At 67.7% G+C, this 24,909-nt stretch carries 19 protein-coding genes; 17 read left to right on the top strand and 2 right to left on the bottom strand.

The annotated features are described in order from the left end of the window. Positions 1–18: 18 nt before the first annotated feature. On the top strand, positions 19–6,144 hold the full coding sequence (locus ACSFB7_RS21420) for a hybrid sensor histidine kinase/response regulator (RefSeq protein ID WP_435473726.1): 6,126 nt from the start codon (positions 19–21) through the stop codon (positions 6,142–6,144). Between the two features lie 55 nt (positions 6,145–6,199). Here ACSFB7_RS21420 and ACSFB7_RS21415 read toward each other — a convergent pair whose 3' ends face one another. Then, the gene (locus ACSFB7_RS21415) at positions 6,200–7,702 is read right to left on the bottom strand and encodes a cryptochrome/photolyase family protein (protein WP_435473724.1); all 1,503 of its coding nucleotides are present in this window, start codon (positions 7,700–7,702) and stop codon (positions 6,200–6,202) included. Here ACSFB7_RS21415 and ACSFB7_RS21410 point away from each other — a divergent pair, their 5' ends adjacent. From ACSFB7_RS21410 to ACSFB7_RS21385, 6 genes are all read left to right on the top strand, one after another. After that, positions 7,703–8,302 (top strand): YqgE/AlgH family protein, encoded by a 600-nt coding sequence (locus tag ACSFB7_RS21410; RefSeq protein WP_435473722.1) that lies wholly within the window; start codon positions 7,703–7,705, stop codon positions 8,300–8,302. A gap of 11 nt (positions 8,303–8,313) precedes the next feature. Continuing rightward, positions 8,314–8,754, top strand: a complete 441-nt coding sequence (ruvX, locus tag ACSFB7_RS21405) for a Holliday junction resolvase RuvX (RefSeq protein ID WP_435473721.1) — start codon at positions 8,314–8,316, stop codon at positions 8,752–8,754. Further along, the gene (pyrR, locus tag ACSFB7_RS21400) at positions 8,751–9,248 is read left to right on the top strand and encodes a bifunctional pyr operon transcriptional regulator/uracil phosphoribosyltransferase PyrR (RefSeq protein ID WP_435473719.1); all 498 of its coding nucleotides are present in this window, start codon (positions 8,751–8,753) and stop codon (positions 9,246–9,248) included. The genes ruvX and pyrR overlap by 4 nt, the downstream gene beginning before the upstream one ends. A gap of 85 nt (positions 9,249–9,333) precedes the next feature. Beyond that, entirely contained in the window at positions 9,334–10,296 is a 963-nt protein-coding gene (locus ACSFB7_RS21395; protein ID WP_025569812.1) for an aspartate carbamoyltransferase catalytic subunit, read from the top strand. After that, positions 10,293–11,579 carry a dihydroorotase gene (locus tag ACSFB7_RS21390; RefSeq protein WP_435473717.1) on the top strand — a complete coding sequence of 429 codons (1,287 nt, stop codon included), beginning with the start codon at positions 10,293–10,295 and terminating at the stop codon, positions 11,577–11,579. Before ACSFB7_RS21395 ends, ACSFB7_RS21390 begins: the two co-directional genes overlap by 4 nt. A gap of 41 nt (positions 11,580–11,620) precedes the next feature. After that, complete coding sequence (locus ACSFB7_RS21385) at positions 11,621–12,367, top strand: lysophospholipid acyltransferase family protein (protein WP_435473715.1); 747 nt, start codon at positions 11,621–11,623, stop codon at positions 12,365–12,367. 277 nt (positions 12,368–12,644) lie between these two features. Here the strand turns inward: ACSFB7_RS21385 and ACSFB7_RS21380 are convergent, their stop codons facing one another. After that, entirely contained in the window at positions 12,645–13,442 is a 798-nt protein-coding gene (locus tag ACSFB7_RS21380) for an IclR family transcriptional regulator (RefSeq protein ID WP_435473713.1), read from the bottom strand. A gap of 185 nt (positions 13,443–13,627) precedes the next feature. On the opposite strand from ACSFB7_RS21380, the gene ACSFB7_RS21375 reads away from it, so the two are divergent. The 10 genes from ACSFB7_RS21375 to ACSFB7_RS21330 all read left to right on the top strand — a co-directional run bounded on the left by ACSFB7_RS21375 (position 13,628) and on the right by ACSFB7_RS21330 (position 24,861). After that, a complete protein-coding gene (locus ACSFB7_RS21375; RefSeq protein ID WP_435473711.1) occupies positions 13,628–15,388 on the top strand; it encodes an FAD-dependent oxidoreductase in 1,761 nt (586 codons plus the stop codon). Between the two features lie 46 nt (positions 15,389–15,434). Continuing rightward, positions 15,435–16,211 carry an SDR family NAD(P)-dependent oxidoreductase gene (locus ACSFB7_RS21370; RefSeq protein WP_435473709.1) on the top strand — a complete coding sequence of 259 codons (777 nt, stop codon included), beginning with the start codon at positions 15,435–15,437 and terminating at the stop codon, positions 16,209–16,211. Positions 16,212–16,274: 63 nt separating this feature from the next. Then, positions 16,275–17,474 (top strand): ABC transporter substrate-binding protein, encoded by a 1,200-nt coding sequence (locus ACSFB7_RS21365; RefSeq protein WP_435473707.1) that lies wholly within the window; start codon positions 16,275–16,277, stop codon positions 17,472–17,474. Positions 17,475–17,546: 72 nt separating this feature from the next. After that, positions 17,547–18,470 (top strand): branched-chain amino acid ABC transporter permease, encoded by a 924-nt coding sequence (locus ACSFB7_RS21360; protein ID WP_435473705.1) that lies wholly within the window; start codon positions 17,547–17,549, stop codon positions 18,468–18,470. Continuing rightward, complete coding sequence (locus ACSFB7_RS21355) at positions 18,467–20,257, top strand: branched-chain amino acid ABC transporter ATP-binding protein/permease (RefSeq protein ID WP_124458586.1); 1,791 nt, start codon at positions 18,467–18,469, stop codon at positions 20,255–20,257. Before ACSFB7_RS21360 ends, ACSFB7_RS21355 begins: the two co-directional genes overlap by 4 nt. A gap of 20 nt (positions 20,258–20,277) precedes the next feature. After that, positions 20,278–20,988, top strand: a complete 711-nt coding sequence (locus ACSFB7_RS21350) for an ABC transporter ATP-binding protein (RefSeq protein ID WP_435473703.1) — start codon at positions 20,278–20,280, stop codon at positions 20,986–20,988. 57 nt (positions 20,989–21,045) lie between these two features. Continuing rightward, positions 21,046–22,020, top strand: a complete 975-nt coding sequence (locus ACSFB7_RS21345; RefSeq protein WP_435473701.1) for an MBL fold metallo-hydrolase — start codon at positions 21,046–21,048, stop codon at positions 22,018–22,020. Between the two features lies 1 nt (position 22,021). Beyond that, the gene (locus ACSFB7_RS21340; protein WP_435473699.1) at positions 22,022–22,960 is read left to right on the top strand and encodes a DMT family transporter; all 939 of its coding nucleotides are present in this window, start codon (positions 22,022–22,024) and stop codon (positions 22,958–22,960) included. A 24-nt stretch (positions 22,961–22,984) separates the two neighbouring features. Beyond that, positions 22,985–24,166 (top strand): NADH:flavin oxidoreductase/NADH oxidase, encoded by a 1,182-nt coding sequence (locus tag ACSFB7_RS21335; RefSeq protein WP_435473697.1) that lies wholly within the window; start codon positions 22,985–22,987, stop codon positions 24,164–24,166. Further along, complete coding sequence (locus ACSFB7_RS21330) at positions 24,163–24,861, top strand: EthD domain-containing protein (RefSeq protein ID WP_435473695.1); 699 nt, start codon at positions 24,163–24,165, stop codon at positions 24,859–24,861. Before ACSFB7_RS21335 ends, ACSFB7_RS21330 begins: the two co-directional genes overlap by 4 nt. Positions 24,862–24,909: the final 48 nt, after the last annotated feature.

Genomic DNA, 24,909 nt, shown 5'->3' with positions numbered 1-24,909 from the left:
GAACGGCGAGCACCCAACGTGTCGATCCAAACCCCTGCCACGGCCCCCCTCGCCGGCAACATGCCGGCCACCGAAGATCTTGGGCCGTTGGCCTGGGTGCTGGGAGAAATCCAGAAATCCCTCGACGGTGTAGGCAAGTCGTTGCGGCGCTTCGTGCGCGACGTGGGCGCGGCGGCGGAGCCCGAAAGCGGCCCGCTGCAAATGGCCCGCCAGCAACTGCACCAGGCCGTGGGTGCCCTGCAGATGGTGGGACATTCCTCGCCCGCGCTGGTGCTCGGCGCCATCGAGTTCGCGGTGCAGGGCTTCATTGCCGATCCGCAACGCTGCACCGACAGCGCGGTGCACAAGATCGAGCGTGCCGGCTTTGCCGTCACTGATTTCCTCAACGCCCTGCTGGCCGGCAAGCCCGTGTCGTCGGTGGCCTTGTTTCCGCAGTACCGCGACGTGCTGGAACTGGTCGGCAACGAGCGTGTGCATCCGGCCGACCTCTGGAGCACCGCGTGGCGCTGGGTCGAGGTCAAGCCCGCGTTGACGCAGGCGGCCATTGCCTATGACCCGGCCGTGCGTTCGCAGCTCGACCGCGAAGTGCTGCAAGTGGTCAAGAGCGGCGACACGCTGGCTGCGCGGCGGCTGAATGCCACATGCCTGGGGCTCGGACGCGGCGCGCTGCTGCCCCGCGTCGCCAGCTTCTGGACCCTGGCCGCGGGCTTCTTCGAAGCCCTCGCGCTGAACCTCATTCCCGCCGACGCGTACGTGAAGCGTGCCGCCACGCGGGTGCTGCTGCAGTACGCCACGCTCGCGCGCGGCGACAGCGTGGTGTCCGACCGCCTCGGGCAAGACCTGCTGTTCTTCTGCGCGCAGGCCGTGCCCACCGCGCGCGACGACGCCACCACGCTGCGCACCGTGCGCAGCGCCTGGGGCATCGCGAGCGAACCGTTCATCGACTACACCGTCGAGCAGTTCGGCCGATTCGATCCGCTGGTGCTCGCCCAGGCGCGCAAGCGCATCGAGACCGCCAAGGAAATGTGGTCGGCGCTCTCGGGCGGCGACATCACCCGCACGCGCCAGGTGGCCGACACCTTCGCGCAGCTCGGCGAATCGCTGCAGAAGCTGCATCCGCCGAGCCTGCCGATGGTGCAGGCGCTGACCCATGCGGTCGAGGCGTCCGTGCGCTCCAGCCAGGCGCCCGACACCGAGCTCGCGATGGAAGTCGCCACCTCGGTGCTGTACCTCGAAGCCGCGCTCGAAGACCTCGATCCGAGCGATCCGCAGCTCACCGCCCGTACCCTGCAACTCGCCGGCCGCATCGAACGCGTGCGCGCGGGCGGCCATTCCGAGCCGCTCGAGCCGTGGATGGAGGACCTGTATCGCCGCGTGAGCGATCGCCAGACCATGGGCACCGTGGTCGACGAGCTGCGCAGCCACCTGAGCGAACTTGAAAAGTCGCTCGACCAATATTTCCGCCGCCCCGCCGAAAAGGGCCTGCTGCGCACCGTGCCCACGCAACTGATGCAGATGCGCGGCGTGTTCTCCGTGCTCGGCCTCGAACAGGCCGCGCACACCGTGCAGCGCATGCGCGACGACGTCGAAGCCATGCTGGTCAGCACCTCGCCGGCCGAAGAAATGGCCGGCTTCGATGCGCTGGGCAACAACCTGGGCGCGTTGGGTTTCCTGATCGACATGCTGGGCTACCAGCCCGCGCTGGCCAAGCGCCTGTTCGTGTTCGACGCCGAAGCCGGTGAGCTCAAGCCGCTCATGGGCCGCCAGGCCACCGACAGCGTGGCCGCCGACAGCGCCGCGCCGAGCCCGGCACCGGTTGCCGAGAGCGTGCTCAGCATCGAGGAAGTCGACGCGCAGATCGCTTCGAAACTCGCCGCGCTCGCCACGCCCAGCCGCAAGGCCAAGGTGTCGCCGATCGAGGAGTTCAGCCGCAAGACCGAAAGCTGGACCTCCAAGATCGCCGGCCCGAGCTCGCTGCCCGACACCGAGGTGACCGAGCTCGAAGAAGACGACCTGCAGAACATCTTTCTCGACGAAGCCCGCGAAGTGGTGCAAAACGGCCTGGCCGCCATCGCCGAACTGGGCGGCCACCCCGACGACGTCGAAGAGCTCACCATCCTGCGTCGCGCGTTCCACACGCTCAAGGGCAGCTCGCGCATGGTCGGCCTGACCGACTTCGGCGATGCCGCCTGGTCGCTCGAACAGGTGGTCAACACCTGGCTGGCCGACCAGCGGGACGCCACGCCCGAACTGCTGTCCGGCACCGAAAGAACGCTGCGCGAATTCAGCCAATGGGTCGAAGCCATCGCCTCGGGCCAACCGCATGCGTGGCAGGCCGCGCCGTTCAACCGCGTGGCCCAAGCCCTGCTGGCCGGCGAGCCGGTGCCCGCGCCGGTGCGACTGGCCGACGCGGAGGCCCTGGCGGTCGCCGCGCGCCACATCGCTGCCGAAGCGCCCGCACCCGTGGCTGCGCCGACACCGGCGCCGTTGTCGGAACTGCCGGACTTGCCCGACCTGTCGTTCCTTGAGTCGCCCTCTGCGCCTGCTGTGCCCGTCGCACCGGTCGCGGCACCCGAGCCGGCCATCGAAATGGTGGCGTGGCAAGAGCCCGAGAAGCCGGCCGCGCCCGAGACCGACGACGATTTCGCATCGACCGACTTCGTCGACTTCGAGGCCAAGCACGACACCGAGCCGGCCCCGCTGCTGACATTGCCCAGTGGCGACGAATTCGATTTCCTCGCGCCCCCGAAGACGCCGGCGCGCGCGGAGCCTGTTGCGGCCCAGCCGGAACCCGAGCCCACCATCGAAGCCGCTGTGCCGACCGCCACCGGTCTGCCCGATCTGGAATGGGTGCCCGAGCCGCTGCCCGTGGAAGCTGGCGAGGTCGAAGTCATCGAGGCGGCAGAGCCGCCGCACGAAGAGCCGGTCGCCGAACCGGAGCCCGAACTGCAGTTGGCACCTGAACCGGTGCCCGAGCCAGAGCCCGCACCGATCGCCGCCGAGGTGGTCGCTCCGGTCGAAGTGCATGCAGCGCCGGTCGAAGCACCCGCCGAGTTGCCCCTTGCCCTCGAGGTTGCCGAAGAGGCACCTGAGGCGGTTGCACAACATGCAGCGGCAGAAGCAGAAGCAGCAGCCGCCGCAGAAACGGCCGCCGCAGCAGCAGCGGAAGAAGCCGCCGCCGCAGCCAGCGCCGAAGACCAGGTCAAGGTGATCGGCCCGCTGCGCATCGGCATCGCGCTCTACAACGTCTACCTCAACGAAGCCGACGAATGGTCCCGCCAACTGGCCACCGACGTCGGCGAGTGGGCGCTCGAATCGCACGAACGCCTGCCTGATTCCACCGTCGCGCTGGCGCATTCGCTGGCCGGCAGCTCGGCCACCGTCGGCTTCCACAGCCTGTCGGGCATGGCCCGCCTGCTCGAATCGGCATTGCAGCATCTGCAGATGCAGGGCAGCGGCACGCGTGAACAGGGCGTGGTGCTGGTCGCCGCGGCCGACGAACTGCGTCGCCTGCTGCACCAGTTCGCCGTCGGCTTCCTGCGCGATCCGGCCGAAGGCACGCTGCAGGCGCTGCGCGACATCGCCGCAGCCCCGATGCCCACCGAAGTGGCCATGCGCGCGGAAGCCGCGCGGCCGCTGCACCAGGTGGTGGTCAACAACAGCGTGGCCGACGTGGCGCTGGACGATTCCGAAGACGCCATCGACCTGGCCGATGCGGTCGACGTCGACCTGTTCCCGATCTTCGAGGAAGAGGCCGCCGAACTGCTGCCGCAACTTGGCGAAGCACTGCGCCAGTGGGCGCATCACCCCGACGACAGCGCGCCGCGCGCCTCGGTGCTGCGCACGCTGCACACGCTCAAGGGCAGTGCACGCCTGGCGGGTGCCATGCGCCTGGGCGAACGCGCGCACCGCATGGAGTCCGAGATCGAAGTCCTGGGTTCCCAGGGCGCCGAGCGCTCCGACATCGAGAAGCTGCTCACGCGCCTGGACGCCCTGCAAGCCACCTTCGACGCGCTGCGCGCGGCGGACGATGCCACGCAGGTCGAGATGGCCCATCTGGTGGCAACCGCGACCGCCTCTGCGTCGGCCACCTCGCTGCTGCAGGTCGCGCCTGAAGCCGGCGTGCCGGCAAACGACGCCGTGGCGGCGCCGGTCACCAGCGACGACGACCTCGACCTGTCCGGCGCTGTCGAACCGGCCGCGGTGATGCTCCAGCCGCGCCCGGCGCCCGCGCTGCTCGCGCCCCTGCGTGCCGCATCGGGCCAGGCCGTGCGCATCCGCACCCAACTGCTCGACCGCCTGGTCGCGCAGACCGGCGAGGTCATCATCACGCGCTCGCGGCTCGAAGCCGAGCTGGGCCAACTGCGCGGATCGCTGTCCGACCTCACCGGCAACCTGGACCGCCTGCGCCAGCAACTGCGCGACATCGAAGTGCAGGCCGAAAGCCAGATGCAGTCGCGCCTGGCGCAAGCCAAGGACTCGCAGCAGAGCTTCGACCCGCTCGAATTCGACCGCTTCACCCGCGTGCAGGAACTCACCCGCATGATGGCCGAGTCGGTCAATGACGTGGCCACCGTGCAGCGCACGCTGCAAAAGACGGTGCAGGCCACGGAAGACGACCTGAGCGTGCAGGCACGCCAGACGCGCGAGCTGCAGCGCGGCCTGCTGCGCACGCGCATGGTGGAGTTCGAGGGCATCTCCGACCGCCTCTACCGCGTGGTGCGCCAGGCGTCGAAGGACACCGGCAAGCAGGTGCGCCTGGACATCGTCGGCGGCTCCATCGAAATGGACCGTGGCGTGCTGGACCGCATGACGCCCGCCTTCGAGCACTTGCTGCGCAATTGCGTGGCGCACGGCATCGAGGATGCGGCGACGCGCGAGAAGGCCGGCAAGGACGCCAGCGGCCTGATCGTGATCGACCTGCACCATGAAGGCAACGACGTCTCGGTGAGCTTCCGCGACGACGGCGCCGGCCTCGACCAGCAACGCATCGCCGAGCGCGCCCGCGCACTCGGCCTGCTGGGGCACGACCAGCAACTGACGGCCGACGAAGCCACCGAGCTGATCTTCAAGCCCGGCTTCTCGACAGCCGGGCAGGTCTCCGAACTCTCTGGTCGCGGCATCGGCATGGACGTGGTGCGCGCGCAGATCGCGGCGCTCGGCGGCCGCATCGAAACGCACAGCGCTTCCGGCCAGGGCACGACCTTCAAGCTGGTGCTGCCGCTGACCACCGCCGTGACGCACGTGGTGATGCTGCGCGCAGGCGAGGTGTCGATCGGCGTGCCGTCGAACCTGGTGGAACTGGTGCAGCGCGTGAGCGGGACCGACCTCGAAGCGGCCTACCTGCACAACAGCCATCCCTTTGGCAGCGAGCAGGTGCCGTTCTACTGGGCCGGCGCGCTGCTGCAGGCTTCGACCCGCAGCGAGCACGCGAGCACCAAGAACAACACCATCGTGATCGTGCGAAGCGCGGCACAGCGCGTTGCGCTGCACGTGGACGAAGTGCTGGGCAACCAGGAAGTCGTGGTGAAGAACCTCGGCCCGCAGCTCGCGCGGCTGCCCGGCTTGGCCGGCATCTCGGTGCTGGCGTCGGGCGCGGTGGCACTCATCTACAACCCGGTGGCGCTGGCCTCGGTGCATGGCGAGCAGGCGCGTTTGCGCCAGGCGGCGGCACTGGCGGTGTCGCATGCCGCCGCGGCCGACGACCACGGCGCGCCGCACGAGCCGCTGCCGGTGCTGGCCCCCGTGGCACCGCAAGTGCCGCTGGTGCTGGTGGTCGACGATTCGATCACCGTGCGCCGCGTCACGCAGCGTTTGCTGCAGCGCGAAGGCTATCGCGTGTCGCTCGCGGCCGACGGCCTGCAGGCGCTCGAACGCCTACAGCAGGAACGGCCCGCCGTGGTGCTGTCGGACATCGAGATGCCGCGCATGGACGGCTTCGACCTGGCTCGCAACATCCGCGCCGACGCTGCGCTGGCCGAGCTGCCGATCATCATGATCACCTCGCGCATCGCCGAGAAGCACCGCGACTACGCGCGCACGCTGGGCGTGAACCACTACCTGGGCAAGCCCTACTCGGAAGAGGAGCTGCTGCGCCTGGTGCGTGCGTACACGAGCGAACCGGCGCTGGCCGCTGCCGCCTGAAGTTGAGCAGGCGCGAGGCGCGCATTGAAAGAAGAAAGGGGCCCGCCGGGCCCCTTTACTTTTGCGCCACCGCCTTGGCCCGCGCCACGCCGTAGCGCTGCAGCGTTTTCTCGCGCGCCTCGGCATGGTCCACCACCGGCACCGGATAGGTCTCGCCGAGCTTGATACCCGCCGCCTCCAGCTCCACCGGCGATGCCGTCCACGGCGCATGGATCGCCGCGTTCGACAGCCCCGCCAGTTGCGGCAGGTAGCGGCGAATGAACTTGCCCTCGGGGTCGAAGCGCTCGCTTTGCGTCACCGGATTGAAGATGCGGAAGTAGGGCTGCGCATCGCAGCCGCTGGAGCTGGCCCATTGCCAGCCGCCGTTGTTGGAGGCCAGCTCGAAGTCGTTCAGGTGCTGTGCGAAGTAGAGCTCGCCGCGCCGCCAGTCCAGCCCCAGGTCCTTGCACAGAAAGCTCGCCACCACCATGCGCAGGCGGTTGTGCATGTAGCCGCTCTGGTTGATCTGCAGCATCGCGGCATCGACCAGCGGGTAGCCCGTGCGGCCCTCGCACCAGGCATCGAACAGCTGGTCGGCGTGCTTGCCGTGGTGCCACTGGATCTTGTCGTACTCGGGGCGAAAGCTCTTCGATTCGCCACCTGTGTGCACATGCGGGAAGTGCGCCAGGATCTGGAAGTAGAAGTCGCGCCAGATCAGCTCGCTCAGCCAGGTCGCGGCGCCGGCATCGCCCTGCAGCGACAACTGGTGCGCCACGCCGGCCATCTGCCGGATCGACACCGTGCCGAAGCGCAGGTGCACGCCCATGTAGCTGGGCCCGCGCACGGCCGGGAAATTGCGCGCGGCGTCGTAGCGGTCGATGCGCTCGAAAAAATCCTCGAACAGCGCGCCGGCGCCCCGCGTGCCGGTGGGAATCTCCAGCGCCCCGAGGTTGCTCTTCGCAAAGCCGATGTCCTGCAGCGACGGCACCGGCTCCCTGTAGGCCTCGGGCAGTGGCGCCAGCGCGTCGGCGTGGCTGCGCACCGGGTACGACTTGAGGAAGAAGGCATCGACCTTCGCCAGCCAGGCCCGCTTGTAGGGAGTGAACACCGTGTAGGGCTGGCCGGTCTTGGTCATGACCTCGTCGCGCTCGAAGACGGTCGAGTCCTTGTAGGTGTGGAAGGTGACGCCGGCATTGGCCAGCGCGCCGAACACCTTGGCGTCGCGCGCCAGCGCATCGGGCTCGTCGTCGCGGTTGGCAAACACCGCCTGCACGTCGAGATCGCGGGCCAGCGCGGGAATCTCCTGGACGGCGGCGGCATGCCGCACGGTCAGGTCGCCGCCCAACGCGCGCAGCTCGGCCTGCAGCTCCACCAGCGATTCGCGGATGAATTCGACCCGCCTGTCGACGGTGGGCAGCGTGTCCAGGATGGCCTTGTCGAACACGAAAACACAGACCACCTGGCGGCAGGCGCGCAGTGCGCGATAGAGGGCCGCGTTGTCGTCCACGCGCAGGTCGCGGCGGAACCACATGAGCCCTTTGGGATAGGTCTTGTCGACGGCCAGTAAAATCGGGGGCATATGGCTGCCGATTCTGCCCCGATGAACCTCACGCATCACTTTTTGATAGCGATGCCCGGGATGGAAGACAAAACTTTCAACCGCAGCGTCGTGTACCTCTGCGAACACAGCGAGCGCGGTGCGCTCGGGCTGGTGATCAACAAACCCAGCGACATCAACCTCAAGGTGCTGTTCGAGAAGATCGAACTGCACCTGTCGCGCCCCGAACTGGGCGATGCGCCCGTTTTCCAGGGCGGCCCGGTGCAGACCGAGCGCGGCTTCGTGCTGCACGAGCCGGTCTTCACCAACGCCGAGAAGCCCGAGGAATCGGTCTACGCCTCGACCATGACCATTCCCGGCGGGCTCGAAATGACCACCTCGAAAGACGTGCTGGAGGCCCTGGCCACCGGCTCGGGCCCGCGCAAGGTGCTGGTCTCGCTGGGCTATGCAGCCTGGGGCGAAGGCCAGCTCGAATCCGAACTGGCCGAGAACAGCTGGCTCACCGTGGGGGCTGACCCGGCCGTGATCTTCGACACGCCGGTCGAGCAGCGCTACGACAAGGCGTTGATGCTGCTGGGCCTCGAAGCCTGGAAGCTGTCTCCCGAAGCCGGGCACGCGTGAGCGTCGTGGTCATGCCTGACGCTCCAGTCCCTTCCGCTTCCTCACCTGCTCCCGTTGCCGTTCCCGCCCATTTCCAGACCTTCCTGGCCTTCGACTTCGGCCTGAAGCGCACGGGCGTGGCCAGCGGCAACCGGCTGCTGTCCACCGCCACCCCGCAGGCCACCATCAAGGCCGAGGGCGACGCCCGCTTCGTGCAGGTCGAGGCGCGCATCAAGGAATGGCAGCCCGACGCGCTGGTGATCGGCGTGCCCTATCACCCCGATGGCGCACCGCACGAGAACACCCGCCGCGCGCAGAAGTTCGCGCGCCAGTTGCGGGGGCGTTTCAATCTCCAGGTGTTCGAGGTCGACGAGCGCTACAGCACCACCGAGGCCCTGTCGTCGGGCGCACGCGATGCCGATGCGGCTTCGGCCTGCATCATCCTGGAGCAATTCCTGAGGAGCCTTGCGTGAGTTCAATTCCCGACGCCGAAGCGCTCTACACGAAGCTGCTGGCCGGCGTGAAGACGCTGATGCGCGCTGAAACGAAGCTGGTCGGCATCACCTCCGGCGGTGCTTGGCTGGTCGAGCGGCTGCAGAAAGACCTGGACCTGCCCGGTACGCCCGGCATCATCTCGTCGGCCATGCACCGCGACGACTTCGCGCGCCGTGGCCTGTCGGCCAGCGCGCAGACCGCGCTGCCCTTCGACGTGAACGGCACCGACGTGCTGCTGCTCGACGACGTGCTCTACACCGGCCGCACCATCCGCGCGGTGCTCAACGAACTGTTCGACTTCGGCCGCCCGGAATGCGTGCGGCTTGCCGTGCTGGTCGATCGCGGTGGGCGCGAGCTGCCGGTGGCGGCCGACTTCGCCGCGACGACGCTCACGCTACCCGACACGCAACTGCTGGCCCTCGCGCGCGCAGAGGGCGGCGCGTTCAGCCTCAAGGTGGAGGAGAACTTGTGAGCCCCCACACTCATCACTTCGTGTATTCGTTGCCCCCCGAGGGGGCGCGGCCTTCCCTTGGGGCGGCCCGGCGGGAGGCCTGCTGATGCTCTACAAGCGAAACCCCCAACTCAACAAGAACGGCGAGCTGATCCACCTGCTGTCCATCGAGGGGCTGCCCAAGGACATCGTCACCCACATCCTCGACACGGCCGCCAACTTCACCAGCGTGAGCGACCGCGAGGTGAAGAAGGTGCCGCTGCTGCGCGGCAAGAGCGTGTTCAACCTGTTCTTCGAGAACAGCACGCGCACCCGTACCACCTTCGAGATCGCGGCCAAGCGCCTGTCGGCCGACGTCATCAACCTCGACATCGCGCGTTCCTCGGCCACGAAGGGCGAGTCGCTGCTCGACACCATCGCCAACCTGAGCGCGATGGCCGCTGACCTGTTCGTGGTGCGCCATAGCGAGTCGGGCGCGCCCTACTTGATCGCGCAGCACGTCGCGCCGCATGTGCACGTGGTGAATGCCGGCGACGGCCGCCACGCGCACCCGACGCAGGGGCTGCTCGACATGTACACGATCCGCCACTACAAGAAAGACTTTGCGAACCTCACGGTCGCGATCGTCGGCGACGTGCTGCATTCGCGCGTGGCGCGCTCCGACATTCATGCGCTGACCACGCTCGGCTGCGCCGAAGTGCGCGTGGTCGGCCCCAAGACGCTGGTGCCCGGCGACATGGCCGGCATGGGCGTGCGCGTGTGCCATACGCTCGAAGAAGGCATCAGGGACTGCGACGTCATCATCATGCTGCGCCTGCAGAACGAGCGCATGAGCGGCGCGCTGCTGCCCTCGTCGCAGGAGTTCTTCAAGACCTACGGCCTCACGCCCGAGAAGCTGCAACTGGCCAAGCCGGATGCGATCGTGATGCATCCGGGCCCGATCAATCGCGGCGTGGAGATCGACTCCGCCGTGGTCGACGGAAAGCAGAGCGTGATCCTTCCGCAAGTCACTTTCGGCATCGCGGTTCGCATGGCGGTCATGAGCATCGTGGCGGGCAACGAAGCATGAAAACGACACTGATCACCAATGGCCGCGTCGTCGATCCCGCATCGGGCACCGACAAGAAGGCCGACGTCGCACTGGTCGACGGCAAGATCATCGCCATCGGCAACACCCCCGTCGGCTTCAAGGCCGACCGCACCATCGACGCCGCAGGTTGCATCGTCGCCCCGGGCCTCGTCGACCTTGCCGCGCGCCTGCGTGAACCGGGCTACGAGCACGAAGGCATGCTCGAAAGCGAAATGGCCGCGGCCGTTGCCGGTGGTGTCACCAGCCTCGTGTGCCCACCCGACACCGACCCCGTGCTCGACGAGCCCGGCCTGGTCGAGATGCTCAAGTTCCGCGCCGAAAAGCTGCAGTGCGCGCGCCTGTTCCCGCTCGGCGCGCTCACGCGCAACCTTGCCGGTGGCGTGCTGACCGAGATGGCCGAACTCACCGAAGCCGGTTGCATCGGCTTCAGCCAGGCCGACGTGCCGCTGGCCGACACGCAGGTGCTGCAACGTGCGCTGCTGTACGCCAGCACCTTCGGCTACACCGTCTGGCTGCGCCCGCAAGACCGCGACCTCGGCAAGGGCGTCGCGGCCAGCGGCCCGCTCGCCACGCGGCTGGGCCTTGCGGGCGTGCCCGTGGCGGCCGAGACCATCGCCATCTTCACCATCATCGAACTGATGAAGAGCACCGGCGCGCGCGTGCACCTGTGCCGCATCTCCAGCGCCCGGGGCGTCGAGCTGGTGCGCGAGGCCAAGGCACAGGGCCTGCCGCTGACCTGCGACGTCAGCATCAACTCGCTGCACCTGGCCGACACCGACATCGGCTACTTCGACAGCCGCGCGCGTCTGAACCCGCCGCTGCGCCAGCAACGCGACCGCGAGGCACTGTCGGCCGCGCTGGCCGACGGCACCATCGACGCGCTGGTGTCCGACCACACGCCGGTCGAAGCCGATGCCAAGACGCTGCCCTTCGCCGAGGCCGAGGCGGGCGCGACCGGGCTCGAACTGCTGCTGCCGCTCGCGCTGCAATGGGCCGAACGCAGCGGCGCCGGCATGGCGCGTGCCATCGAAGTCATCACCAGCGCGCCGGCGCGCCTGCTGGCCGCCGCCGATGCGGGCAGTGGCATCGGCCGCCTTGTCGAAGGCGGCGTGGCCGACCTGTGCATCTTCGAGCCGACGCTCGAATGGCAGGTCCAGTCCTATGCGCTCAAGAGCCAGGGCAAGCACACGCCGTTCGCCGGCTATCCGTTGCAGGGGCGCGCGCGCCACACACTGGTCGCGGGCCGCGTCGTCCACGGCTGAAGATCCGAAGCAAGTCAAAGAACAAAAAGGCCCACGTCCAGATGCTGCATTCACTGAAAGCCTGCGGGCGCCTGCTGCATGCGGTGGGGCATGCGCTGGTCGGCTGGTGGACGATCCGCTTCACCTTTCCCGAACTGTCGCAGCAGGAGCGCAACGCACGCGTGCAGGCATGGTCGCAGCGCATGCTGGAGATCATGGGCATCACGCTCAAGGTGCAGGGCACGCCGCCGGCGGACGGGCCGGTGCTGCTGATCAGCAACCACCTCTCGTGGCTCGACATCACCGCCATCCATGCGGCGCGCCATGTGCGCTTCGTGTCGAAGTCGGGCGTGAAGCACTGGCCGCTGATCGGCACGCTGTCCACGGGCGCGGGCTCGCTCTACATCGAGCGCGAACGCCGCCGCGACGCGCTGCGCGTGGTGCACCACATGACCGAGGCGCTGCGCAACGGCGACCTGATCGGCGTGTTCCCCGAAGGCACCACAAGCGACGGACGTGGGCTGCTGCCGTTCCACGCGAACCTGCTGCAGGCGGCCATTTCATCGGGCGCGCCGGTGCTCCCGGTCGCGTTGCGCTTTGCCGATGCGGCCACCGGCGAGAACAGCCAGGCGCCGCGCTACATCGACGACGACAGCCTCGTGGCCTCGCTCTGGAACACGCTGCGCGCGCCGCCGCTGCTGGCCATCGTGCGCTTCGGCGAGCTGCAGGACTCGCACGGCCGCGAGCGCCGCGTCTGGGCGCAATCGCTTCATGAAGACGTGCAACAGTTGCGTCGCGATACCCACTGACCGCATCGACCGGACTGACCAAAAAAAGCGCCCCGTGAGAGGCGCCGAACGACGCGGATGCGTCGCGAGGAGGAAAGGGTGTTCGAGTTCAGAGAATGCCGAAGACCTTCAGGCCGATGATCACGATGAGTGGCACGCCGCAAAGCCAGAGGATGATGCTTTTCATGATCGAGGTCTCCGTGAAGTAGGTAGGCCTCTACAGTGGCGGCGCCCGCGGCTGCCGCTTGCGGGATAAGGCAAAACGCGCGCGTGAGCGCGTGCCTACACCTTTGTCGCTTCAGGCCTGCCCGGTTGTAGGCACGAAGCCCAGACGGCGCGAGATTTCCAGCGCGCAAGCCCTCAGCGGCACGGCCACGCGGCCGTCCCAGTCGCTGTCGAAGGTGGCCTCGGGGCCCATTGCCGTGATGCCCAGCACCAGGTTGTTGGTCGAGTCGAACACCGGCGCGCAGAAGGCGTCGATGCCCGGAATCGGCTGGCCCAGCGTGCGCGACATGCCGTGCAGCCGCGTCTCGACCAGCAGGGCCTCGATCTGCGACTGCGACAGCTCTTCCGCGCCACGGCCGCCGGCCGGCCCGCGCAGGCGCGCGAGGTCGTCCACCATCATCTTTTCGACCACCTTGGGCGGCAGGTAGGCCGCGAACAGCCGGCCCGTGGCCGTGTAGGCCAGCGACATCACGGTGCCGGTGCGCAGGTTCACGTGCAGCGGATGGATCGGCTCTTCAAGCCGCACGACGGTGGGCCCGAAGTTGCCCCACACGGCCACCGCGATGCTTTGCTCGGTCTCGGACGCGAGCGCCTCGATCAGCGGCGAGGCCTCCTTGATCGGGTCCAGCCGCTGCAGCTTGGCCAGGCCCAGTTGCAGCGCCAGCGGGCCCAACTCGTAGCGGCCCGCGCTGTCCTGCACGACAAAGCCGACCTTCAGAAAACTGACGAGGTAAGGGTGCGCCTTGCCGACCGGAATGCCCGCCGACTTGCCGAGGTCGCGCAGCGCCATGGGCGCGACATGCCGGCCGAGCGCAACCAGCAGTTGCGTTCCGATTTCGACTGACTGAATGCCACGTCTTGGCTTTTCCATGGGGCGCCCGGCGTGGGGGTTGAGAGTGGGGGCGAGTATAGCCATCAGGGTTTTCACTGATATTGTCATGATCAATCGACGATGACTGATCATCTGATAGTAACTAAACGACTTGACCATATCAACATCGCTCCATAAACTCCGCCGCAACTTAAGTCGTACACACAGAGGCAAGACAGGCAGAGATGGAACAGAACACTTTTGAATGCGATGTGCTGGTCGTCGGCAGCGGCGCCTCGGGCATGTCCACCGCCATCACGGCGGCTTCGCAGGGGTTGAAGGTGCTGGTGGTCGACAAGGAGCCGCGCTTCGGCGGCACCACCGCGCGTTCGGGCGGCTGGCTGTGGATTCCGGGCACGCGCCTGGCCACCGAGCAGGGCATCCACGAACCCGAAGGCGCCGCGCTCGCCTACATGCGGCACGAGACCACCACGCATTTCGACGCGGCGCGCGTCGGTGCCTTCCTGGACATGGGCCCCAAGGCCATCGACTTCTTCACGCGCAAGACCTGCGTGCAGTTCGACATGCCGGCCGTGTTTCCCGACTACCACGCCGAAGCGCCCGGCGGCCAGCCGGGCGGGCGCTCGATGGTCACGCGCCCGTTCGATGGCCGCGAACTGGGCAAGCGCGTGAAGCTGCTGGCGCCGCCGCTGCCCGAACTCACCGTGTTCGGGATGATGTTGGGCTCGGGCCCCGAGATCAAACACTTCATGCGGGCCTTCAAGTCGCCGACCTCGTTCTGGTACGTGACCAAGCGGCTGACCCGCCATTTCCTCGACGTGCTGGGCCACGGGCGCGGCATGACGCTGACCAACGGCAATGCACTGGCCGGCCGGCTGGCCAAGGCCGCGATGGACCTGGACATTCCCGTGTGGCTGTCCTCGCCCGTGAAGAAGCTCGTGGTCGAGTACGACGGCGTTTCCGGCGCGGTCGTGCAGCACGAAGGCAAGAGCGTGCGCATCGTCGCCAGGCGCGGCGTGGTGCTGGCCTGCGGCGGCTTTCCTTATGACGTGGAGCGCCGCAAGCAACTGTTTCCGCATGCGCCCACCGGCAAGGAGCACTACTCGCCTTCACCGTCCACCAACACCGGCGACGGCCTGCGCCTGGCCGAAGCCGTGGGCGGCCGCGTCGACGGCACCATTCCGCACGCGGCGGCCTGGGTGCCCGCATCGGTCACCACGCGCCCCGACGGCAGCAAGGGCGTGATGCCCCACTTCATCGACCGCGCCAAGCCCGGCGTGATCGCGGTCACGCCCAAGGGCAAGCGCTTTGCCAACGAAGGCAACTCGTACCACGACTTCGTGCAGGCGATGGTCAAGGCCTGCGAAGGCGAGCCCGAGGTGTCGGCCTGGCTGCTGTGCGACCACAAGGCACTGCGCAACTACGGCCTGGGTTGCGTCGCACCGTCGCCGCTGCCCATCGGCCGCCACCTGAAGAGCGGCTACCTCAAGCGCGGCGCAAGCATCGGCGAGCTGGCGAAAGAAATCGGCATCGCACCGGCCACGCTCGAAGCCACCGTGCAGGAGTTCAACAAGGGCGCGCGCACCGGCGACGACCCTGCCTTCGGCAAAGGCAGCAAGGCCTACAACCGCTACCAGGGCGACGCCAACGTCACGCCCAACCCCTGCGTCGCGCCGCTGGAAAACGGCCCGTACTACGCCATCAGGCTGGTGATCGGCGACATCGGCACCTTCGCCGGCCTCGTCACCGACGAGAAGACCCGCGTGCTCGATGCCAACCGCCAGCCGATCAAGGGCCTCTATGCGGTCGGCAACGACGCGGCCAGCGTGATGGGCGGCAACTACCCCGGCGCGGGCATCACGCTCGGCCCGGCACTGACCTTCGGCTACGTGGCGGGCCTGCAGCTCGCACAGGCCGAGGCCCTGGCGACGGTGCAGCTCAAGGTCGAGCAGCGCGAAGCCGTGCCGCTGAGCCGCAAGGCCTGAGCTTCGTTTCCCACCCGATCAACGCATTCCAAAGAAGGAGCCACCGATGGCCTTTCCCGTCAACGTCGCGCCTCGCCTGCTCGAAGGACGCCTTGCACTCATCACTGGCGCCGGACAAGGCAACGGCCGCGCGCTCGCACTCGGCCTGGCGCAAGCAGGTGCCCGCGTGATCGTGACCGACATGAACGACGCCACCGTGCGCGAGACCGCGCAACTGGTGCGCGACGAAGGCGCGCAGGCCTGGTCCTTCGTGCTCGACGTCACTTCGCCCGAGGCCTGCAACGCGCTGGCTGCGAAGGTCGGCGAAGAGGTCGGCGCGATCGACCTGCTGGTCAACAACGCCGGCATCATCATTCGCGAGACCACCGCCAGCCCCCACGCAGCGGCCAACTGGAAGAAGACCATCGACGTGAACGTGCACGGCACCTTCAACACCACGCTGGCCTTCATCCCCGCGATCAAGCAGACCAAGGGCTCGATCATCAACATCGCCTCGATCGCCGCGTATGCGGGGCAGGGCGCGAGCCTGGGCTACTCGCCCTCCAAGGGCGCCATCAAGATGCTCACGCAGTCGCTGGCGCAAGAGCTGGCACCGGCCGGTGTGCGCGTGAATGCGCTCGCACCGGGCGTGATCGAAACGCCGATGACCGCCGCCACGCGCGACAACCCGGGCCGCCTCGAATCGTTCATGACGCGCATCCCCATGGGCCGCGTCGGCCAGACCGAAGACCTCGTGGGCCCGGTGATCTTCCTGGCCAGCGACATGTCGCGCTATGTCACCGGCATCACGCTGCCGGTGGATGGCGGCTTCCTCGCGGTCTGAGTCTTTCCCGCGTTCGTTTTTCTTTCCGCTTCCTCGTTCGTCATATCCATCAGGAGACAAAAAATGAAAACCATCCGTCTGTACAAGACCTTGCTTGCGACCGCCGCATTCGCGGCCTTCGCCGCCACCGCGTCGGCGCAGGACATCAAGCTCGGCTACAACGGCGACCTCTCGGCCTCGCCCTCGGCGCAGAGCGGCCAGGCCGCGGTGCTCGGCATGGAAGCGGCCATTGCCGACATCAACGCCGCCGGCGGCGTGCTCGGCATGAAGCTCGCGCTGGTCACGCGCGACGACGTGTCGGCACCGCCCAAGTCGATCCAGAACATGAGCGACCTGATCGACAACGAGAAGGTGGTCGCGGTGTTCGGCCCCACCAACTCGGGCAACGCGATGGCGTGGAAGCACATCGCCAACCAGAAGAAGATTCCGGTGCTGGGCAACGTGGGCTCGGGCACCGACATCACCAAGCCGATGAGCCCCGGCGCCGACAACTACATGTTCCGCGTCTCGATGGTCGACCGCGAGCAGGTGGCCGCGCTCATGGCCTACGTGAAGAAGAACACCGCCGGCTCCAAGGTGGTGGGCCTGATGGCCGAGACCACCGGCTACGGCCAGGGCGGCCTGAAGGACATGGAAGAAATCGCCAAGCTGCAGGACATCAAGGTCGCGGCCACCGAGCGCTTCGGCGTCGGCGACACCGACATGACCTCGCAGCTCAGCAAGATGAAGGCCGCCAACGTCGACACCGTGGTGGTGTGGGCGCAGGGCACGCCCATCGCGCAACTGGTGCGCAGCATGGAGAAGATCAACTACTTCCCGCTGACGCTCACCTCGTGGGCCGCCGACAACATCACCTTCTACGACGCAGCCGGCAAGGCGCTGGCCGAGAAGCCGATCTTCATGCGAACCGTGAGCGAGACCCGCACGCCCGCGCAGCAAAAACTGTTCGACCGCATCGGCAGCAAGCTGAAGGCACCGGGCTCGTTCTCGTTCGCGCTGCATGGCTATGACTCGATGCAACTGCTGGCGCAGGCCATGAAGCAGGCCAACAGCACCGACGGCGCCGCCGTGCGTGCCGCGCTCGAAGACCTGAAGACGCCGGTGCAGGGCGTGCTCAAGACCTACGACAAGCCCTTCAGCAAGACCAACCATGAAGCCCTGACCGCCAAGGACCTGGTCTGGATCCGCTGGAAGGACGGCAAGCTGCTGCCCTACAGCGACGCGTTGATCGGCGCGCTCAAGCCGGCCGACTTCAAGCAGTAAGAAAAGAAAAAGGAGACAGGGCGGAGCTGCCTTCGCGCGGCCCCGCCTCGTCCCGAAACGGAGATACACACCATGGTTGAAGCCCTCCTGCAGGCGCTCATCAGCGGGCTCGCCGTCGGCGGCGCCTATGCGCTGGTGGCACTCGGATTCAGCATCACGTTCACGACCACCAAGACGCTGAACTTCTCGCACGGCGAGTTCGTCTCGGCCGGTGCCTTCATCGGCATGAGCGCGCTGTTCCTGGTGCTGGGCAAGCCTTTCGATTCCACGACCTTCGGCGACGCCATTCCCGGCGCGGGCGCGCAGTTGTTCGCGCTCGTGGCCGCGCTCGGCGTGATGGGGTTCCTGGGCTGGCTGCTCTATGTGCTGGGCGTGCGTCCGTTCGCGGGCCGCCCCGGCATGGCGTGGGTGATGAGCACGCTGGGCTTCGGCGTGATCCTGCAGAGCGTGGGCTTGGCCATCTGGGGGCCGAAGCCCGTGGTGGTGCCCGCGCCCGTGGGCGACACCGTGATCCGCATGTTTGGCGTGGGCGTGCGTCCGCAGGAACTGCTGACGCTGGGCGTGGCCGTGGTCGTGATGTTCGGCTTCGACCGCGTGATGAACCGCACCATGGTCGGCAAGGCGATGCGCGCGGTGGCGCAGAACGGCAACGTGGCCAGCCTCATGGGCATCAACACCAACGCCATGATGATCGGCGCCTTCGTCGTCAGTTCGGCGCTGGCCGGGCTCTCGGGCTTTCTGCTCGCGCCCATCGCGCAGGCGTCGCTCTTCATGGGGCTGACCGTGGGGCTCAAGGGTTTTTCGGGCGCGATGATCGGCGGCCTGAGCAATCCGCGCGGCTGCGTGATCGGCGGCTTCCTGCTCGGCGTGCTGGAGTCGATGGTCAACCTCTGGCAGGCGCAGTGGCGCGAGGTGGCGGTGTTCGCGCTCGTGATCCTGGTGCTGGCCTTCCGGCCCACCGGCCTGTTCGGCCGCAAGACGGTGGAGAAGGTATGAAGCGCTTCGCCCATCCCGCCGGCGTGGTGCTGGCGGCGGCCGTCCTGATCGGCATCGTCTCGATGCTCGGCAACGACTACTACCTGCGCATCGCCTTCATGATGTGCGTCTACTACCTGTGCGCGGCCGGCATGAATGTGCTGGTCGGCTACGCGGGGCAGAAATCGCTCGGGCAGGCCGGGCTGTTCGCGGCCGGTGCTTATGGCGTCGCGCTGCTGACTTCGCGCACTGACATGGACCCGTGGCTCGCGCTCGCGCTGGCCGCCGTCATCTCGGGCCTGTGCGGCGTGCTCATCGCGCTGCCGTCGCTGCGCGTGAAGGGCCCTTACCTGGCGATGGTCACGCTGGCCTTCGGCATCGTGGTCGAGAAGCTCGTGGGCGAATGGACCGACGTGTTCGGCGGCGCGCAGGGCATCTACGGCATTCGACCGCTCACCTGGAAGGGCGCGCCGCTGGACACCACGCAGTGGGTCATTCTGGGCATCGTGCTGTGCGCCGCGTTGCACCTGCTGCTGCGCAACCTGTTGAACGGGCGCTTCGGTCGCGCGCTGCTGTCGCTGCAGGCGGACGAGATCGCATCGTCTTCCGTGGGCGTGCGCGTGTACCGCGCCAAGGTCATGGCCTTCGTGGTCGCGGCCGTCACCTGCGGCATCGCGGGCGCGCTGGTCGCGCAGCAGAACCAGTACATCAACTCCGACTTCATCACCTTCCACCTGTCGATCTTCATCCTGCTGCTGGTGCTGTTCGGCGGCGCGGGCTCGATGTACGGCCCGCTGGTGGGTGCGGTGCTGCTCACGCTGACCGACGCGCTGCTGGCGCGCTGGCCGTCGGCGCAGCACTTCTTGTATGGCTTCCTGCTGCTGTTCGCGCTGTACGTCATGCCGGGCGGCGTGGTGGGCCTGTTCAACAAGTGGTTCATGAAGCCGCGTCATCGCGGCGAAGGCACGGGCGACAGCGGCGTGCCCGGGCAGATCGGCCCCGGCGGCGAAGGCGAACTGCTGGTGGTGCAGGGCGTGACCAAGTCGTATGGCGGCGTGAAGCCCGCGCAGGACGTGTCGTTCCGCCTGCAGCGCGGCCACATCCACGCGCTGATCGGGCCGAACGGCGCGGGCAAGAGCACCATGATCAACATGCTCACCGGCGTGATCGAGCCCGATGCCGGATCGATCCGCTTCCTGGGCCAGAACATCGTGGGCCAGCCGGCGCACACCATCTGCTGCCTGGGCATGGGCCGCACCTTCCAGAACCTGCGGCTGTTCGCGGACCTCTCGGTGCTCGACAACGTGATGCTGGGCCGGCACAGCCGCATGAGCAACGGCTTCCTGTCGTCGCTGGTCGCATGGCCGACAGCCGGCAAGCAGGAGCAGGCGACGCGCGACCGCGCATTGCAACTGCTCGACCTGGTGGACCTGGGCCATCTCGCGCACTGGCCCGCGGGTAGCCTGCCTTACGGCCTGCAGCGCCGCGTGGAACTGGCGCGCGCGCTGGCCACCGAGCCGCAACTGCTGCTGCTCGACGAACCCGCCGCCGGCCTCAATCCGCAGGAGACCGCCGAACTCGGCGAGCTGCTGCTGCGCATCGGCAAGTGCGGCGTGTCGATCCTGATGGTGGAGCACCACATGGACCTGGTGATGTCGATCTCGGACCACGTGATCGTGCTCGACTACGGCATCAAGATCGCCGAGGGCAAGCCCGCCGAGGTGCAGGCCAATCCGCGCGTGGTCGAGGCCTACCTGGGCGTCGACGACGAAGAAGAAGAGGCATTGGCCACGGCCATGCCCGCCTGAGCAGAAAGACCGGACCCATCATGTTGAAAATCGAATCGGTGAAGGTCTCGTACGGCGCCATCGAGGCCGTCAAGGGCGTGAGCCTGGAAGTGCGCGCGGGCGAGGTGGTCACCATCATCGGCGCCAACGGCGCGGGCAAGAGCACGCTGCTGAAAAGCATCGTCGGGCTGGAGCCCGTGGCCGAGGGCCGCGTGCTGATCGACGGCAACGACTGCACGCATGTGCCCGCGCACAGGCGCGTGGGCCTGGGCGTGGCGCTGTCGCCCGAAGGCCGCGGCGTGTTCCCCGACCAGACGGTGCGCGAGAACCTGCTGCTGGGCGCCTACTCGCGCCGCAACGACAAGGCCTTCATCGAGGCCGCCCTGGCACGCGAGTTCGCGCGCTTCCCGCGCCTGAAGGAGCGGCAGGACCAGCCCTCGGGCACGCTCTCGGGCGGCGAGCAGCAGATGCTGGCCATTGCGCGCGCGCTGATGAGCGAGCCGCGCCTGCTGCTGCTGGACGAGCCTTCGCTGGGCCTGGCGCCGCTCATCATCAAGGACATCTTCGATGCCATCCGCCAGTTGCGCAGCTCGGGCCTGACGATCCTGCTGGTCGAGCAGATGGCCAAGCAGGCGCTGGGCGTGGCCGACCGCGCCTATGTGCTGGAAACCGGCTGCATCACGCTCGAAGGGTCCGGGCGCGAGCTGCTCGACAACCCCAAGGTGAAGTCGGCGTACCTCGGCTCGCACTGAGCGCACCGGCCTGTTCACTCCCATTCATTCATCACTGAAGCAGACAAAGGAATCCTCATGACCGTACCCACCAAAGTCTTCGCCAGCCAGGCCGACCTCGAAGAAAAGAAGGTCTCGTTCACCCGCCTCTCGGAGAACGCCTACGCCTACACCGCCGAAGGCGACCCGAACACCGGCATCTTCATCGGCGACGAAGCCGTGATGGTGGTCGACACGCAGGCCACGCCCGCGATGGCGCAGGACGTGATCCGCCGCATCCGCGAAGTCACGCCGCTGCCCATCAAGTACGTGCTGCTGAGCCATTACCACGCGGTGCGCGTGCTGGGCGCGTCGGCGTACTTCAAGGAAGGCGCCGAGCAGATCATTGCCAGCCGCGACACCTATGACCTGATCGTCGAGCGCGGCGAGCAGGACAAGGCCAGCGAGATCGGCCGCTTTCCGCGCCTGTTCCGCAACGTCGAATCGGTACCGGCGGGCCTGACCTGGCCCACCATGACCTTCGACGGCACCATGAGCGTGTGGCTGGGCAAGAAGCTCGAAGTGAAGATCGCGCAGGTCGGCCGCGGCCACACCAAGGGCGACACCATCGCCTACCTCGAAGACCAGAAGATCTGCTTTGCCGGCGACCTCGTCGAATACCAGAGCACCGCTTACGCGGGTGACTGCTACTTCCGCGACTGGCCCACCACGCTGGACCGCCTTGCCGGCTTCGGTTTCGAGAAGCTGGTGCCCGGCCGTGGCGCCGCGCTGGAGAACGCGGCCGACGTGCGCAAGGCCATCGCTTCGACGCGCGCCTTCATCTCCGACGTGTACACGCTGGTCAACAACGGCGTGGCGCTGGGCAAGTCGCTCAACGTCATCTACAAGGAAACCGTGGCTGCGCTGCGCCCGACCTACGGCCACTGGGTGATCTTCGACCACTGCATGCCCTTCGACGTGACCCGTGCCTACGACGAAGCCACCGGCCATGTGCACCCGCGCATCTGGACGGCCGAGCGCGACATCGAGATGTGGAACGCGCTCGAAGGCTGATGTGACCGCCCCGGCGCGCCCCACAGGCGCCACGCCCGCATCGGTGCAGGGCTGGATGCTGCTGGCCATGCTGCTGTGGGGCGTGAACGTATCCGCCGTGAAGGCGCTCACCGCGTCCTTCGAGTCGCTGCCACTGGCGGCGCTGCGCATGGTGGTGGCCTGCATGGCGCTCACGGCCATCGTGCTGTGGCGACGGGGCGGGCTGCCCGCGCTGGGCGCGAAGCAGTTTGCGGGCATGGCGGGCTGCGCCTTCCTCATGGTCTATGCGAACCAGATCCTGTTCGCGCAGGGCCTGCTGCGCTCCACCGCCACCAACGGTGCACTGATCATGGCGCTGAGCCCGCTGGTCTCGGCGCTGATGGCGGCGCTGGTGTTCCGTGAACGTTTCACACCGCGCCGCATGCTCGGTGTGGCGCTGGGCTTTGCCGGTGTGGCCGCAGTGGTGCTGAGCCATCCCGGCGCGGGGCTGTCGAGTGCCGGCATCGGCGACCTGATGCTGGCGCTGGCCGTGGTGAGTTTCGCGGTCGGCGGCGTGGGCGTGCAGCGGCTGGCGCGGCAGATCGATCCGCTGTCGATCAGTTGGGTCATCTACGTGATCGGCACCGGCATGTTGGTCGTGCACACCGTGCTCGGGCCATCGCGGCTCGGCGCGGCCCAACTCTTCCCCGGCGTGTGGCTGTGGGTGCTGGTGCTGTTTTCCGGCGTGGCCGCCACTGCCGCCGGCAACCTGATCTGGAACCGTGCCATCTCGATCATCGGCGTGGCGCGCACGGCCGTGTATCTCTACTGGGTGCCGGTGTTCGGCGTCGCATTCGCCGCGTTGCTGCTGGGCGAGGTGCTCACCTGGTGGCACCTGCTCGGCTTTGCCGCCGTGATGGGCGGAACGTATCTCGGCACGCGGCCCGCTGTCGCGGTGGCTGCGCCCCCTCGGGCGCTCTGAGCGTCTTTTCTTTTTCTGTTGCCCATGTCCGATTCCTCTCCTTTGCTGTTCCAGCCTTTGAAGCTGCGCGATCTCACGCTGGCCAACCGTGTCGTTATCTCGCCGATGTGCCAGCACGCGGCCGACCGCGGCCATGCCACGCCCTGGCACATGGTGCACCTGGGAAAGTTCGCGCTCGGCGGTGCGGGCCTGATCCTGACCGAAAGCACGACGGTCGATCCGCGCGGGCGCATCGGCACCGCCGACCTTGGGCTGTGGAAAGACAGCCAGATCGCGCCGCTGAAAGCTGTGGTCGATTTCGTGCACGCGCAAGGCAGCGCCATCGGCGTGCAGCTCGCGCATGCGGGGCGCAAGGCCGGCAGCGAGCCGCTGTGGGAAGGTGGCGCGGCGCTGAGTGCAGAACGCATGGCCGCCGACGAAGAGCCATGGGAGCGCCTCGGCCCGAGCGCGCTCGCGGCGGGCCCCGGCTGGTCGGCGCCGCGCGCGCTCGATGCGAACGGCATCGCCTCGGTGGTGAAGCATTTTGTCGATGCGACGGTGCGGGCCGACAAGGCCGGCTTCGATGTGGTCGAGCTGCACTTCGGCCACGGCTATCTGGTGGCGAGTTTTCTGTCGCCCAACGCCAACCATCGCGGTGATGCGCTCGGTGGCAGCCGCGAGAACCGCATGTGGCTCGCGCTGGAAATCGCGCAGCGCGTGCGCGCGGTGTGGCCCGCGGGCAAGCCGCTGTTCTGCCGGCTCTCCGCGGTCGACGGCACGCTCGATGGCTGGAACCTCGATGACTCGGTGGTCCTTGCGCGCGAACTCAAGCGCTGCGGCGTCGACGTGATCGATTGCTCGTCGGGCGGCTTGACCGAAGAAACGCGCGCCTTGCCCGTGCCGCGCGGCCTGGGCTTTCAGGTGCCGTTCTCTGAACGCATCCGGCGCGATGCGCAAGTCGTGACGCAGGCGGTCGGCATGATCGTCGATGCGCAGCAAGCCGAGGCGGTGCTCGCCGCTGGCGAAGCCGACCTGATCGCGCTCGGCCGCGAGGCGCTGTTCGATCCCTACTGGCCGCATCACGCGGCTGCCACGCTGGGCGCCGACCCCGGCTACGAACGCTGGCCCGTGAGCCACGGCGTGTGGCTCGCCAAGCGCGCGCCGGGCCTGGCACGCGCACGTGCCGAAGCGGCCGCACTGTCCAACGAAGAAAAAGGCAAGGCATGACAACGACGACCCTGCGCATGGGCCTGATCCGCAAGAAGCCCGAATGGACCGACGAAGCATTTCGCAGCCACTGGCGCGAGAGCCACGGGCCGCTGGTGGCGCAACTGCCCGCGCTGCGTGCCTACCGGCAGAACCTTGTGGTCGACCGGCTGCAGCGCGGCATCGACTTCGCGCGCGGCCCCTGGGATTTCGATGGCTTCTCGCAACTGCGCTTCGATGAAGCCGAGCGGGCGAACGAAGCCTTCACGCAGGGCGATCTCGCAGCGGCCATCCGCGCCGATGAACAGCATTTTCTTGGCGGGCTGCACATCGTCACGGTCGAGCAGACCGAAGTCATCGCGCTGCCCGCGAAGCCCGAGGGCCTGCTCAAGCGCATCTCGCTGCTGCGCCGGCCGATCGCGCAATCGGAAGAGGACTTTCGTCGCGAGTGGAAAGTGCACGCAGACCATGTGCGGCGCATGCCGGGCGTGAGCGGCTATCGGCAGAACGTGCTCGTCGCGCGCGAGTTCGAGAAGGGCACGCCTTGCACTTATGCCGAGCTGCCGATCGACGGCATCGTCGAGCTGTGGTTCGAGAACACCGACACGCTGGATGCCGCGTTCGCGTCACCGCAAGGGCAGCGCACGATGGCGCATGCGCTCACCTTCCTGGCGGAGATCACGGCCTTCGTGGTGCAGGAGCATCGGGTGGTGTGAGGCGCACGTAACATCGCGGCTCAATCGTCTGGAGGCACTATGGGTCGG

Source organism: Variovorax raffinosi (assembly GCF_051216615.1).
Lineage (GTDB): Bacteria > Pseudomonadota > Gammaproteobacteria > Burkholderiales > Burkholderiaceae_C > Variovorax.
The sequence above is the reverse complement of the archived record's forward strand: the minus strand, read 5'-3'. Positions and strand labels throughout refer to the sequence as shown.